Source organism: Dolichospermum sp. UHCC 0406 (assembly GCF_009712025.1).
Classification (GTDB): domain Bacteria; phylum Cyanobacteriota; class Cyanobacteriia; order Cyanobacteriales; family Nostocaceae; genus Dolichospermum; species Dolichospermum lemmermannii.
Genome location: NZ_VILA01000010.1, coordinates 158,126 through 172,096, shown reverse-complemented (window position 1 = coordinate 172,096; position 13,971 = coordinate 158,126). Strand labels below are relative to the sequence as shown.

Sequence of the window (13,971 nt, the reverse complement as noted above, 5' to 3'; positions counted from 1 at the left end):
CCAAATCACTTTAATACAGCAGTTTCCTAAGATATTATACTCAAAACGGCTTGATTGTTTGATTCTAAACTTAGGGGTTTAGCACTGCTAAACCCCTACACATCTGGGTTCTTTGTCATTTGGCAAAAGTTTAAATCTCACCCGTGTTTAGTATATGAGCGATCGCATTCCGTCCACCGGAGGCGATCGCCATCAAAAGTTATGCAGTTATTAAATCCAGGTTTCACTAGATGCCCAGATTAAGGAGACTTCATATTGATTAAACCCACATTCAGCATTACTATAAACGCTGTATGGGATAGACATCAAAAATTTTATCAGCACTGATTATAGGCATATTTTCTACCATAGCCTGTGCAATTAACATTCTGTCAAAAGGATCACGATGATGTAAAGGTAATTGAGTAATAGCCGTAATATGACTGATTTTTATATCTAACACCGTGAAGTCATTAATACTAATTTGCTGCGTGATAAATGTCTCAAATGGAAGATTAAACGTTAGCTTTCCTAACCCGTGTTTAATTCCCATTTCCCAAACACTAGCTATACTCAAAAAAATCTGATTATTCTCATCGTTAATCAATTCTAAAACTTGATTACTAAGTCGAGAGTTATCTGTTACATACCAAATAAATGTATGTGTATCTATCAAAAACATCATCACATATATTCCTGAAAATCTTCTAAAGGTGCATCAAAATCATCAGCCATTGTTACCATTCCTTTAGCAGTACCAGGTTGACGACGGTGTTTAACTGGTAATACAGGAATTAATTTCACCACAGGTTGATTATCTTTCATGATGATAATTTCATCACCACCAAGTGCGGCTTCAATTAAATCAGACAAGTGTTGAGATGCTTCATTAACAGTAATTTGTTGCATAATTACCACCTTTAGCCTTTTGTATGTGCGACTCAACCGACAATTCTATTCTCTATCAAAAACTAAAAAAAAGGGTATTGCTGAATCAAAGAATGAAACTCACCGATAGCCTGAGTGGCGTAACCATGGTTAATTTTGAAAACTCTTACCTTTGCGTCTTTGCTCCTTTGTGCCTTTGCGCGAAACATAATTCATAAAGCCATTATGTAACGCTAAAAAAAAGAGAGATAGAAAACTCTACCTCTCTTTTTAATTCATCAAATTACTATTAGCTAACTAGCTCTTAGTATCTGCTGGGTTTGTGAACAAGGAAGCTCATAACTTGACACTGCTTGATGTTGTCAAAACCAACAACACGAATGTAGCAGTTACCATACTGAGAACGGCAACCTTGAACTTCGCTCAATACTTCTTGAGTAGTTTTAGCGCCGAACAAAGGCAACTTCCACATTGTCCAATAAAGTTCTGTAGGTTCAGAAGTTTCGTTGAATTCAATTGCAGGAATGAAACCTTGTGTGATGATGTACTGAACTTGCTTGGCGATTTGCGCGTCAGACAGAGGGGGAAGATAAGAAAGGGTTTCGTAACGACGCTCTTTAGGTAAAGTTTGCATAGTTTTTGATAAGTGGGGGGAGATTTTTTATGACTTGGTTGACTGACTAATTAGATAAATTATCCAAATTAGAATCAGATATTGTCTGTCTTTGGTATTTCGAGGCTGGGACTTGATAAACTTAGTTGCGTAATGCGTTCGAGATGCTGGCGACGCTGTTCCATATTGGCTTGCTGAATGCCAGTTATCACCATTTCTGGTAAAAACTCTGTCACTTCCGCCGCTATATGTTCCCTGACAGTCATAATCCGCAAAGCCAAATCTGACTTTTCTAGAAACAGTTCCTCAATATAGGCTTCTCCGTCTTGGATTTTGCCAGCGGAGAAGTTTTGCAACCAATGTGCCAGAGGAGGATTTGTTTCGCCTAGCTGTGCCAATACAGTCCTCAACGCCTGATAAGTCAGGTAGCTTTGGAGAGTTTTGGCTGTGTCTTTCGCAATTTGCTTTAAATCCATGCTTGACCCAGCCCTTTAGATTTTTAGATTTTGGATTGTATATGAATCCAAAATCTCAAATCCTCAATTATCAGACGGTATCCATTGCTTCAAACTCGAACTTAATTTCTTTCCACAGTTCGCAAGCAACAGCCAACTCAGGAGACCACTTAGCAGCTTCGCGGATAATATCGTTACCTTCACGAGCCAAGTTGCGACCTTCGTTACGAGCTTGAACAACTGCTTCTAGAGCTACGCGGTTAGCTGTAGCACCAGGAGCGTTACCCCAAGGATGTCCGAGAGTACCACCACCGAATTGGAGTACGGAGTCATCACCAAAGATTTCTACCAACGCGGGCATATGCCATACGTGGATACCACCGGAAGCAACTGCCATTACACCGGGTAAGGAAGCCCAGTCTTGGGTAAAGTAAATACCACGAGACTTGTCTTGCTCGATGTAGTTTTCACGCAATAGGTCAACGAAGCCCATGGTGATTCCCCGTTCACCTTCTAACTTACCAACTACTGTACCGGTGTGAATGTGGTCACCACCAGACAAGCGGAGAGCTTTAGCCAATACGCGGAAGTGGATACCGTGGTTCTTCTGACGGTCAATTACAGCGTGCATAGCACGGTGAATGTGCAACAGAATACCGTTATCACGACACCAGCGAGATAATGTGGTGTTAGCGGTGAAACCTGCGGTCAGGTAATCGTGCATGATGATGGGCTGCTTGAGTTCTTTAGCGTACTCAGCCCGTTGGATCATTTGTTCGCAGGTAGGAGCGGTAACGTTTAGGTAGTGACCCTTGATTTCGCCGGTTTCTGCTTGTGCTTTGTTGATAGCTTCAGATACAAACAAGAAGCGATCGCGCCATCTTTGGAAAGGAGCAGAGTTGATGTTTTCGTCGTCTTTGGTGAAGTCCAAACCACCACGTAAACATTCGTAAACTGCGCGTCCGTAGTTCTTAGCGGAAAGACCTAATTTGGGCTTGATTGTACAACCCAACAGAGGACGACCGTATTTGTTCAATTTGTCGCGCTCTACTTGGATACCGTGAGGAGGTCCTTGGAAAGTCTTGATGTAAGCTACAGGGAAACGAATGTCTTCCAAACGTAACGCCCGTAAAGCTTTAAAACCAAATACGTTACCGACGATGGAGGTTAGTACGTTGGTGATAGAACCTTCTTCAAACAAGTCCAAAGGATAAGCAACATAACAAATATATTGGTTATCTTCACCGGGAACTGGTTCGATGTCGTAACAACGACCTTTGTAGCGATCTAGGTCGGTGAGCAAGTCTGTCCATACTGTTGTCCAAGTACCAGTGGAAGACTCAGCAGCTACAGCCGCACCAGCTTCTTCAGGAGGAACTCCGGGTTGGGGGGTCATCCGGAAAGCTGCTAATAAATCTGTATCTTTAGGAGTGTAATCAGGTGTGTAATAAGTTAGTCTGTAATCTTGAACCCCAGCTTTATACCCAGACTTAGCCTGAGTCTTAGTTTGCGCGTAAGACATATTTTTCTTCCAAGAAGTCTTTCTTTTTACTATCAAATCACGTTATGTGCCACTTCTTCTCATTCCTACTCTTAATTCATTCTTAATGAGATTATAAGTTTTGCTTATAGTTAGGGGCGATCAATTTCTATGGTGGCAGTATTACTCCTGCACGAATTAAGTTGCGGTAATTGCTACTGCAACAAATTGTTTACCAGTTATTTTTCGTCCCAAGAATACAAAATCTTTTCATCTTGAGTTTGCATACCCTACTCAACTGGCTTGATTCAGCCGTCTGCGGATTTTTGCCTGAAAGCCGCATTCCAGACCTAAGGCTGGTTTGCTGCAACTCTCTTTTTTTCCTGATGTCTTTACCTAAAGCGGGTAAGGAGGGATCATGAGGCATTTTTCCTGAAGACAAGTTTAGTCAGGGGATGAGCAAGAAAAGAAGAAACTGCACATCACGGAATTTGTAGCTTACCCCACAATATATCAATAATTCAATAAGTTATTTTGCGAATTTTGTTAATTGATATATTTAAATTTGTTATCACATAAAGATTTAACATTTTGTGAAGATTTGTTTACAATTGTGTATATCTCAAGTAAATATTCACTTGAAAGTTATGCAATACCTGTAGATGTAGCTGGTACTTAAAAGCTTTAAGACAAGTATATATTGCTACTGTTTTATACTAAGTAAATTACTCATGCAATTTGCTCAATGGGAGATAATATAGAAACAGAGAGTTGTTTTAGAGGAGATTCTATGCTGACGTTACAAGAAATTATTACTTCTATTGAAAGATTACCCACAGAAGATAGAGAGTATTTATTTGAGTTTCTTCAAAAGCAACGAATTGAGAAGAAGCGGGCTGAAATTTTAACTAATGCTCAGGAAGTTAAACAAGCTTTTAAAGATGGTACAGCAAAGAGGGGAAGCGTTGATGATTTAATCTCTGATTTACTAGGAGATGATGATGGAAGTTGTCTGGAGTAGTGGATTCAAGCGGTCTTTTAGGAAGATTACCAAGAAAACCCCGCAATTAAAAAATCAAATTGTTAATGTATTAAGGCCTTTGGCCGATGATCCCTTTACACCGTCTTTGAAGTCTCATAAGTTAGGAGGAAATTTAGCGGGTTTATGGTCTTGTTCTGTTGCTTATGATTGTAGAATTATCTTTAATTTCTCTGAAGATGAAGAGTTATTAGAAATGGTTATTTTATTGATAGATATTGGCAGTCATGATGAAGTTTATTAAATGGTAAAATCTAGGCTGAGACTTTGCATTTAAAGATTAAAATAGCCTAACCAATTAAATGAATATGCAAAAATAATATCAAGCTGGATATACTTAACTAAATGCGTGCAAACTTACTGGGATTAATAGCCTTACCAAGCATGGTAACACCAGCTACAGCCCAAAAGGTTGATAATACAGACAAAAATCCCAGTCCCCAAGGATTAATTTGGGCGGGAATGCCAAATCAATTGTTAGTGATTAACCAAAAAGTGGTATTGTATTACGGTCTGTAACTCCCCTGCGCGGACGTAACGTGACATCAGTTAAATTTGCCAGAGATTGACAATTATCAGTTGACAATTAACAATTGACAATTATCAATTATCAATTATTTATGGCAGTTACTACCCAACAATTAACTCAATGGAAACAACAGGGAAGGGCGATTGTTGCGTTAACTGCCTGGGATTATGCGATCGCTCAACTTTTGGATCTAGCTGGTGTAGACTTGATCTTAGTTGGTGATTCTCTTGCCGTCGTCCTTGGTTATGAAACTACCTTACCAATAACTTTAGATGAAATGATCCATCATGCTAAAGCTGTGCGGCGTGGTGTCAAAAATGCTTTAATAGTAGTTGATTTACCATTTTTGACCTATCAAGAAAGTATTTCCCAAGCTATGCACTCCGCCGGTAGAGTGTTGAAAGAAACGGGGGCGCAAGCGGTAAAATTAGAAGGTGGCTATCCCGCAATGGTAGAAACCATTACCCGGTTAGTGCAGTCGGGGATTCCGGTTATGGGTCATGTGGGATTAACACCCCAGTCAATTCATCAATTAGGGTTACGACAACAGGGAAAAACCCAGGAAGAAGGTGAGAGAATTTTTCATGAAGCGATCGCTCTCGAACAAGCCGGGGTTTTTGCTATAGTATTAGAACATATTCCTGCAAAACTAGCGCTGCAAATTACTCAAAAACTCCGTATTCCTACAATTGGAATTGGTGCAGGTTCTAGCTGTGATGGTCAAGTATTAGTCACTTCTGACATTCTCGGACTTTCGGAAAAACAACCACCATTCGCCAAGGTTTATACAAACTTACGAGAAACAATTACCAAAGCTGTCCAAGATTACGCTGTGGAAGTGCGAGAAGGAGAGTTTCCTAAATGAGTTTGTTGGGCTTCGCCCCGCTTCGCTAACACGCTCCAGGCGCAGAGTCTCAGAGAGTGAGAGTTTGAGAGAATGTAGAGAAGTTTCAATGAACGTCTCTACATGAGTTTTGCAAAACTCCCAATTAAACCAATTTCAAATCAGGATATTCAGCAAATAAATCATCTGATGTGAGAGTATCCCCTGACGCTTGGGGAGTCCACAAAATTTCAATTGCTAACAGTTGTTCACCACCAAGACTACCAATTTGACGTAAAGCTTGACGCAAATCATCAGCATTATTAATAGCGGGAATTTCACATTTACCCAAAGTTGCTGCTAATAAAGTGACAATAATATATTCTCCTGGCCCTTCACTAATCAAACGAGTCGGGTTATCTTCACCAGATAAAGCTTCTTTATTCAGAACAGCCTTGAGTTGATTATTCACATTAGAAAGAGTTTCTTCGCTAAATTTACTGCGTTCGGCTAAAGATAACCGATTAAATTGGGATTCTGCGGAATTTAACTTTGCTTGTTGAGTTCCACCACCTGCATATACCCAATATTCAGGGTGACGCAATAAAGCCAAACTAGCTTCTTGTAAAACTTCGCTTCTTCCCGCTGGGCTATTGGTATCAGCAGTTTCCGCAATTCGATTGAGTTCGGGTTGTAAATCTCTTGCTTGGGCTAGTAAACCAACTTGTAACCGGGTGACAGACACCGAAGGGTTGCTGCTATAGCTGACTTCTTCCGTTTCTCCACTGGTAACACGGCGAAATGTTTGGACTAAAAAATTCGCCATGGCAAAAAAGATCAAAATCCCAAACAACCCGCCAAAACCGCCACCAAAACCCCATAAGGGCAAAAGAAACGGAAATCCGAAACCACCGCCATAGGGAGCATAGTAGCCGCCATTACCGGGCATACTTGTCCGGGGTGTGTAGGTACGGCTAGAAGGCATTCTAAAAGAACCACCACCAATTCTGCCACCACTGCGGGCTGCTAAGGCATCATTAGCATGACTGAACGCCAAAGTTAACACTAAGCTGAGGATAAAGGCGGTTTTAAATAGGGGTTTGAGGAATCCTTGTAGTTTTTTACTCATAAGACATTTATTGTGACAACTGTATTTTGATGATGACTTCCCCTGTTTTGAAGAAGTAACGCTGTCTATAATCTACCGTGTCTTATCTTTAATTAGGGAGGAAATAGGGAGGGATTTCTAGAGTTGATAACCGTACTCAGTCAATTTCTCCAACAAAATCTTTCATCAAATCTCACAATTCAATCTGATCAATCATAATTTATTGAGTTTTTGAAAAAATTGGTGATTGTTTTTCTCTTTTTATTACCAGTTGCAAAAACTCAGATTTCTCACAACTGAAATAATTTAATATTACCAATTTTGAACTTTATTTATGACTGTCAAGTAAATCATGGTGAGAGAAAATTCCCTTCAATTTTAAATTAGTGAAGACATTTATAGAATTTACTAATTCTCGTTGTTGAGAACTTAAATTTAATGCTTCTAAAGCTTGATCAATATTATTACCATTATGTAATTTGTGAGCAAGCAAGTTACGTTGAGATAAATCTAAAATTGCGGCAATTTCTTTATTTCGACGCTGACGAATCGCCTGTAGTTCTTGATTTTCTTGGGGAGTAAAATCATATTCAGATAATTTGATATTATCCCTAATTTCTCCAGAGTTAGTAAAAAAGTGATCTGCGAAAGCAAAAGGAACTTCCCAGGAGAAAAGGACAACAGCAAAAATAAGAGCCAAAGTCAAGAACCGTTGTATCAATTTATTGATCATGTTGATTTTGATGTTAATAACAGCTTAAATTAAATTCTAACCAGGGAAAGATTAGCCTAGACAATTTTCCTATTTCTGGGTACGACTTGCCAAAGAGAAACAAACATTGATCAGCATTTATTCAATAGAACAAAGTTACTAGTTGTTAAATGGCATAAATCCTGAGTTCAAGACAGTGACAAGGAAATCAGGCTGTTTCTATATTCGAGGTGAGCTAAAACAGATAATGTTTTCTCTATGACTAAATTCAGAAATTGATCATCAGGATAATTATTTTGCCGATAGATTGTAAAAAAATGTAAAGCCTGTATATTTAAATTAGATAATACATATTTTTGCCAGTTCATCATAAATTAGAAGTTTCAAAATTCATATCATACACATAGATTTTTAACTATTCATTCCGTCAACTTGTTATCAGTCATGTCATTACCTGAACCTCAAACCGATATTAAAGACATTTCTCCCTCACCTCCCAAGTCAAATCGGTGGCTGCGGTTGGTATTAGCCGCACTGTTATTGATTGGGGGTGTCAGCGGGATAGCATGGAAATTGCTAAATCCTGAAAAACCAACTCCAGCAGTGGCTAATGCGCCACCTCCAGGGGTTAAAGTTAAACTATCACCAGTGCAAACAGGTACAGTTGAAGATAGTACGGAATATATAGCCAGTTTAGAATCGCGGCGTTCAGTCAATCTCCAACCGCGAATTCAAGGTCAAGTTTCCCAAATATTCGTCAAATCAGGAGATTCAGTTACCTCCGGGACTGCGATTCTGCAAATAGATTCTCAACAACAACAAGCCGCACTTAGTAGTTTATCTGCTGCTGGTCGAGGTTCACAAGCGCAACTAGAAAATGTTCGCGCTACTCTTAAATCTTTGCAAGCAGAACGGTTAGCAAATATCGCAGATGTGCGTTTAAACCAACAAGATTATAATCGCTATTCTGAATTAGCTGCACAAGGGGCTGTATCTCGTCAGACTCAAGATTTATATGCTAACAAACTAGCGACGGCAAAAGCCCAACTAGGGGCGATAGATTCCCGTATTCAAGCTCAAATAGCTACCATATCCCAGGTAGAAAAATCCTTAGTCCAAGCTGATGCCAATATTAAACAACAACAAATTCAACTTCAGTATTACACAATTACTGCTCCCTTCACTGGAACTGTTGGTGATATTCCCGTTAAAGTAGGGGATGTTGTGAATACTTCCACACCATTAGCAACTATTACCCAAAACCGACCTTTGGACGTTAAAATTCCTGTCCCTTTGGAAAAAGGTACACAATTACGTCCAGGATTACCAGTTGAATTAATTAACGCTCAGGGTAAAATCATCGGCAATAGTAGTATTTTCTTTATTTCTCCCAATATTACAAATAACTCTCAATCAATATTAGTTAAGGCACTTTATAACAATGACAATGGGCAACTACGAGCCGATCAATTAATTCGGGCTAAAGTGATTTGGAATCAACGTTCTGGCGTGCTAGTTCCCACAACAGCAATATCTCGAATTGCTGGGGAAACCTTTGTATTTGTAGCCGAAACTGGAAAATCTCCTCAAGGTGTTTCTCAATTAATAGCTAAACAAAAACAGGTGAAGTTAGGCAAGATTAAAGGGAATGATTATCAAGTAATTGAGGGATTACAACGGGATGAAAAATTGATAATTTCAGGAATACAAAACCTCAGAGATGAACTTCCAATAATTCCTGAAAATTGACAATAGCAAGATCCCCGACTTCTTCAAGAAGTCGGGGATCTTTTTAATCACCAATTACCAATTACCAATTTATGTTTGTTAACTTCTTTATTAAGCGACCTGTATTTACCAGCGTCTGCGCTATTATCATTTTACTTGTTGGTGCAATCAGTATTCCCACATTACCTACAGCCCAGTATCCAGAAATTAGTCCCACGCAGATTATCGTCAATTCTAATTATGTTGGTGCTAGTGCGGAAATTGTTGAAAGTACCGTCACAACGATTTTAGAACGGCAAATTAACGGTGTCGAAGGCATTAAATACATGACTTCGAGTAGTAGTAATGATGGCAGTAGTACGATTACTGTCACATTTGATGCTTCGCGGGACAAGGATATTGCTGCCGTTGATGTGCAAAACCGTGTTACTTCCGCTCAACCGCAGTTACCAGATACTGTGAAGCAAACAGGAGTGACTGTGAGTAAACAGTCTAACAATATTTTGTTAGCGATCGGTTTGTACAGTGATAATAAAGCCTTAAATAATGTCTTTTTAAGTAATTATGCAGATTTATATCTGGTAGATGCCCTCAAACGGATTAAAGGTGTCAGTGAAGCGCGGATTTTTGGGGAACGTCGCTATGCAATGCGCCTATGGCTTGACCCGAATAAATTGGCTAGTCGGAATTTAACTACTGGTGATGTTATTGATGCCCTGAATGAACAAAACCTACAGGTAGGTGCGGGACAAATTGGACAACAGCCAGCCGTAGATGGTCAAATGTATCAAATTGACTTGAGGGCAGTTAGTAGGCTGACGGAAGTTGAGGAATTTGACAATGTAGTCATTAAAACCGCTGGTGACGGTAGTTTGATTAAGTTAAAAGATGTGGGAAGGGCGGAATTGGGAGCGCAAAACTATAGCTCATTTCTGCGGTTTAAGGGGAATGAGGGTGTGGGTTTGGGGATATTTCCGGCACCAGGAAGTAATGTTTTGGACGTGGCTAATTTAGTCAAAAAGGAAATAGCGCAATTGTCGCAAAGCTTTCCGCCAGGGATGAAATATCAAGTGGCATTTGACACCACTACGATTGTAGAAGAATCTTTGGCAGAAGTGGTAAAAACTCTTTTAGAGGCGATCGCTCTGGTAATTCTCGTTATCTTTATTTTCCTACAAGATTGGCGGACTACGTTAATTCCTGTGATCACCATTCCTCTATCCTTAATTGGTACTTTTGCCTTCGTCAAAGCCTTTGGATTTTCTATCAACATCTTGACCATGTTTGGTTTAACCCTGTCCACTGGTATGGGAGTTGATGACGCAATCATTGTGGTAGAAAATATCTCCCGCTTAATTCAAGAAGAAGGAATGTCAGCCCGTCAAGCTGCTTTAATCTCCATGCAAGAGCTATTTGGGGCTGTAATTGCGACTTCTTTAGTATTAATGGCGGTATTTGTCCCTGTCGCCTTTTTCCCTGGATCAACTGGAGAAATTTACAAACAATTTGCCCTGACGATCGCCTTTTCTATCGCCATTTCCACATTTTTGGCTCTCACCCTCACCCCTTCTCTTTCCGCCTTGTTATTACGGCAAAGACCCGCACCTAGAGGGATTTTGGGTTGGGTATTTGGTATAATTAATTGGTTTTTAGAAGTCATGGGTTGGGGATATGAGCGCTCTTTAAAATTTTTGGTAAAAATAAAAGCGATTGTTCTCCTGTTATTTATCGGTTCATTAGGTGTCACTGCTTGGCTGTACATGACCGTACCCACAGCATTTCTCCCCGACGAAGACCAAGGTTATTTCATTACCATTATCCAAGGGCCAGAAGGTTCTTCACTCAAATACACCAGTAAAGTCATGAGTGAGGTAGAAGCAACAATCCTCAAATTACCAGAAGTTACAGGAACATTTGCAATTGGTGGTTTTGGTTTTAGTGGTAGCACCGCTAACAGTGGCATAATTTTCACAACTCTCAAATCCTGGGACGAACGTAAACAACCAAATCAATCAGTCCAAGCAATTATTGGTAATTTAAGAAAAAGCTTTTCAGGAATTACCGAAGCTAGAGTTTTCCCGGTTAATCCCCCCGCAATTCGCGGTTTAGGTAGTTTTAGTGGTTTCCAATTTCAGTTACAAGATATAGCGGGAACTAACAGCTTAAATTCCATGCTGCAAACCGTTGGTCAGTTCATGATGCAGGGAAATCAAACCCCCGGACTGCAAGCTGTATTTAGCACCTTTACCGCCAATACACCGCAAATCTTAATTGAAGTTGACCGGAATAAAGCGAAATCTCTGCAAGTTTCCATTGACGATATTTTTAAAACCCTGCAAACTTATTTGGGTTCACGATATGTCAATGATTTTAATTTTCTTTCTCGCACATATCGGGTGTATGTTCAAGCAGATGCTCAGTTTCGTTCCAATCCTGATGATATCGGTTTATTAAATGTGCGTTCTCAGACTAATCAGATGATTCCTCTGAGTAGTTTAGTGAAATTAACGCCAACAACAGGAGCGCAAACTATTAATCATTATAACTTATTGCGTTCCATTGAAATTAATGGTTCTGCTGCTCCTGGTACTAGTTCTGGACAAGCAACTTTAGCTATGGAACAACTAGCTAAAAAGATATTACCCACAAGCATGGGATATGAATGGTCGGGTATTGCTGCTCAGGAAAAAGAATCCGGTGGACAAGCACCAATCATTTTTGGTTTAGGTTTACTTTTCGTCTTTTTAGTATTAGCTGCTCAGTATGAAAACTATGTTGACCCTTTGATTATTATGTTGTCAGTTCCCTTAGCTATTATGGGAGCTTTAGCATCACAATCATTAAGAGGTTTAAATAATGATGTATTTTGCCAAGTTGGGTTAGTCATGTTAATTGGTTTAGCCAGTAAAAATGCAATTTTAATTGTCGAATTTGCTAACCAGTTGCAAGAACAGCAAGGTTTATCAATTACCAAAGCAGCAGTAGAAGCAGCACAAGGTCGGTTACGTCCCATTCTCATGACTGCTTTTTCGACTTTGTTGGGAATTTTTCCCCTAGCAACTGCTACAGGTGCGGGTGCTGCGAGTCGTCAATCTCTGGGTACTGCTGTATTTGGGGGAATGTTTGTAGCGACTTTCTTGAGTTTGTTTATTGTGCCAATTCTCTATATCATCATTGGCAAAATTCGTCAACGTTTACAACCAGTTCATCATGCTCCCCATTTAGAAGTGCGTGAAGAAGATCATGTTTCCATAAGATAGCATTCTCTCGTTCCTAGTCTAGAACACCGTAAGGGCGAAGCATTCGGGCGATAACCTATGGTTCAAACCATTGATTTTCTGTCCGTAAGGGCGAAGCATTCGGGCGATAACCTATCGTTGAAACCATTGATTTTCTGTCCGTAAGGGCGAAGCATTCGGGCGATAACCTATCGTTGAAACCATTGATTTTCTGTCCGTAAGGGCGAAGCATTCGGGCGATAACCTATCGTTGAAACCATTGATTTTCTGTCCGTAAGGGCGAAGCATTCGGGCGATAACCTATCGTTGAAACCATTGATTTTCTGTCCGAATGCTTCGCCCCTACTAATTGATAAGTAAGAAAAATATATCAGACCTATAAAGATTATGTTCTTTTATATTTCCCAACTCCAGGCTATCATCAAAATCATAAGCAAAGGTGATAGTCATGACCGAACAGATATTAGAAAAACAAATAGATCACAATAACGGAATTGATTTAGAAGCAGCTTTCCAAGAATCTCATATCCAAGAAATTTTGGATAAGTTAGACCAGGAGTTAGTTGGATTAAAGTCCGTCAAAAACAAAATTAGAGAAATGGCGGCTTTGTTATTGGTTGACCGTATTCGTAAAAGCTTAGGTTTGAATGCAGGTGCGCCCAGTTTGCACATGACATTTTTAGGTAATCCTGGTATGGGTAAAACCACTGTAGCAATGCGAATGGCAGAAATCCTCTACCGGCTGGAATATATCCGTAAAGAAAATGTCATGTTGGTGACGCGAGATGATTTAGTTGGTCAAGGTATGGGACAAACAGCGCCCAAAACCAGGGAAGTATTAAATAATGCCATGGGCGGAGTTTTATTAGTTGACGAAGCCTATACTTTATACCGTCCAGATTATCCTGGGGATTTTGGTTTAGAAGCCATAGAAATTCTCATGCAGGTCATGGAAAACCAAAGAGATGATTTGGTCGTTATTCTTGCTGGTTATAAAGACCAGATGGACAGATTTTTTCATAGTAATCCAGGGATGAATTCCCGCCTTGGATTACATATTGAATTTAACGATTATGGTGTTGATAGTTTAATGACTATTGCCCAATCTATAGTCACAGCCCAAAACTATTGCTTTAGTCCAGATGCCGAAAAAGCCTTCCGCGAATATTTAATTAAACGGAAGACTATGCCCCATTTTGCCAATGCTAGAAGTGTGCGTAATGCTATAGATAGAGCGCGTTTACGTCAAGCAAATCGGTTATTAAGTAGTGGTAAACTGTTAAATAAGCAGGATTTAATTACCATTGAAGCAGTAGATATTCTCGCTAGTCGAGTATTTAGAGAAGGTGTTCCTGATTGCGAAACTGAAAGTTGATTA

Annotated in this window: 13 protein-coding genes and 2 pseudogenes; 7 read left to right on the top strand and 8 right to left on the bottom strand. The window is 39.7% G+C overall.

Translation table 11 applies throughout. The features are described from left to right. Nucleotides 1–280: 280 nt before the first annotated feature. The 5 genes and pseudogenes from FJR09_RS09550 to FJR09_RS09530 form a co-directional block, all read right to left on the bottom strand. Nucleotides 281–664 carry a type II toxin-antitoxin system VapC family toxin gene (locus tag FJR09_RS09550; RefSeq protein WP_015079283.1) on the bottom strand — a complete coding sequence of 128 codons (384 nt, stop codon included), beginning with the start codon at nucleotides 662–664 and terminating at the stop codon, nucleotides 281–283. Further along, nucleotides 664–888, bottom strand: coding sequence for a type II toxin-antitoxin system Phd/YefM family antitoxin (locus FJR09_RS09545; protein ID WP_015079282.1), 225 nt, complete (start codon nucleotides 886–888; stop codon nucleotides 664–666). The genes FJR09_RS09550 and FJR09_RS09545 overlap by 1 nt, the downstream gene beginning before the upstream one ends. Before the next feature lie 283 nt (nucleotides 889–1,171). Further along, nucleotides 1,172–1,501: a ribulose bisphosphate carboxylase small subunit gene (locus FJR09_RS09540; RefSeq protein WP_015079281.1), complete on the bottom strand. Its 330-nt coding sequence runs from the start codon at nucleotides 1,499–1,501 to the stop codon at nucleotides 1,172–1,174. Between the two features lie 46 nt (nucleotides 1,502–1,547). Next, nucleotides 1,548–1,956, bottom strand: a pseudogene (locus tag FJR09_RS09535) (chaperonin family protein RbcX). 70 nt (nucleotides 1,957–2,026) lie between these two features. Beyond that, nucleotides 2,027–3,457: a form I ribulose bisphosphate carboxylase large subunit gene (locus FJR09_RS09530; protein WP_015079279.1), complete on the bottom strand. Its 1,431-nt coding sequence runs from the start codon at nucleotides 3,455–3,457 to the stop codon at nucleotides 2,027–2,029. A 703-nt stretch (nucleotides 3,458–4,160) separates the two neighbouring features. On the opposite strand from FJR09_RS09530, the gene FJR09_RS09525 reads away from it, so the two are divergent. From FJR09_RS09525 to panB, 4 genes and pseudogenes are all read left to right on the top strand, one after another. Further along, nucleotides 4,161–4,436 carry a hypothetical protein gene (locus FJR09_RS09525; protein WP_254433072.1) on the top strand — a complete coding sequence of 92 codons (276 nt, stop codon included), beginning with the start codon at nucleotides 4,161–4,163 and terminating at the stop codon, nucleotides 4,434–4,436. Then, nucleotides 4,417–4,698, top strand: coding sequence for a type II toxin-antitoxin system YafQ family toxin (locus FJR09_RS09520; protein ID WP_168653189.1), 282 nt, complete (start codon nucleotides 4,417–4,419; stop codon nucleotides 4,696–4,698). The genes FJR09_RS09525 and FJR09_RS09520 overlap by 20 nt, the downstream gene beginning before the upstream one ends. A 191-nt stretch (nucleotides 4,699–4,889) precedes the next feature. Then, a pseudogene (locus FJR09_RS09515) lies at nucleotides 4,890–5,020 on the top strand (transcriptional regulator); the annotation flags it as partial. A gap of 54 nt (nucleotides 5,021–5,074) precedes the next feature. After that, nucleotides 5,075–5,848 (top strand): 3-methyl-2-oxobutanoate hydroxymethyltransferase, encoded by a 774-nt coding sequence (panB, locus tag FJR09_RS09510; protein ID WP_168653188.1) that lies wholly within the window; start codon nucleotides 5,075–5,077, stop codon nucleotides 5,846–5,848. 124 nt (nucleotides 5,849–5,972) lie between these two features. On the opposite strand, the gene FJR09_RS09505 is transcribed toward panB, so the two are convergent. After that, on the bottom strand, nucleotides 5,973–6,935 hold the full coding sequence (locus tag FJR09_RS09505; protein ID WP_168653187.1) for a DUF1517 domain-containing protein: 963 nt from the start codon (nucleotides 6,933–6,935) through the stop codon (nucleotides 5,973–5,975). A 307-nt stretch (nucleotides 6,936–7,242) separates the two neighbouring features. Continuing rightward, complete coding sequence (locus FJR09_RS09500) at nucleotides 7,243–7,647, bottom strand: hypothetical protein (protein WP_168653186.1); 405 nt, start codon at nucleotides 7,645–7,647, stop codon at nucleotides 7,243–7,245. Nucleotides 7,648–8,070: 423 nt separating this feature from the next. Here FJR09_RS09500 and FJR09_RS09495 point away from each other — a divergent pair, with 423 nt between their 5' ends. Next, nucleotides 8,071–9,375 carry an efflux RND transporter periplasmic adaptor subunit gene (locus FJR09_RS09495; protein ID WP_168653185.1) on the top strand — a complete coding sequence of 435 codons (1,305 nt, stop codon included), beginning with the start codon at nucleotides 8,071–8,073 and terminating at the stop codon, nucleotides 9,373–9,375. Between the two features lie 71 nt (nucleotides 9,376–9,446). After that, on the top strand, nucleotides 9,447–12,614 hold the full coding sequence (locus FJR09_RS09490) for an efflux RND transporter permease subunit (RefSeq protein ID WP_168653184.1): 3,168 nt from the start codon (nucleotides 9,447–9,449) through the stop codon (nucleotides 12,612–12,614). Between the two features lie 55 nt (nucleotides 12,615–12,669). Here the strand turns inward: FJR09_RS09490 and FJR09_RS09485 are convergent, their stop codons facing one another. Continuing rightward, nucleotides 12,670–12,825 carry a hypothetical protein gene (locus FJR09_RS09485; protein ID WP_158310510.1) on the bottom strand — a complete coding sequence of 52 codons (156 nt, stop codon included), beginning with the start codon at nucleotides 12,823–12,825 and terminating at the stop codon, nucleotides 12,670–12,672. A gap of 216 nt (nucleotides 12,826–13,041) precedes the next feature. Here FJR09_RS09485 and FJR09_RS09480 point away from each other — a divergent pair, with 216 nt between their 5' ends. Next, nucleotides 13,042–13,968, top strand: coding sequence for an AAA family ATPase (locus FJR09_RS09480; RefSeq protein ID WP_168653183.1), 927 nt, complete (start codon nucleotides 13,042–13,044; stop codon nucleotides 13,966–13,968). Nucleotides 13,969–13,971 lie beyond the last annotated feature (3 nt).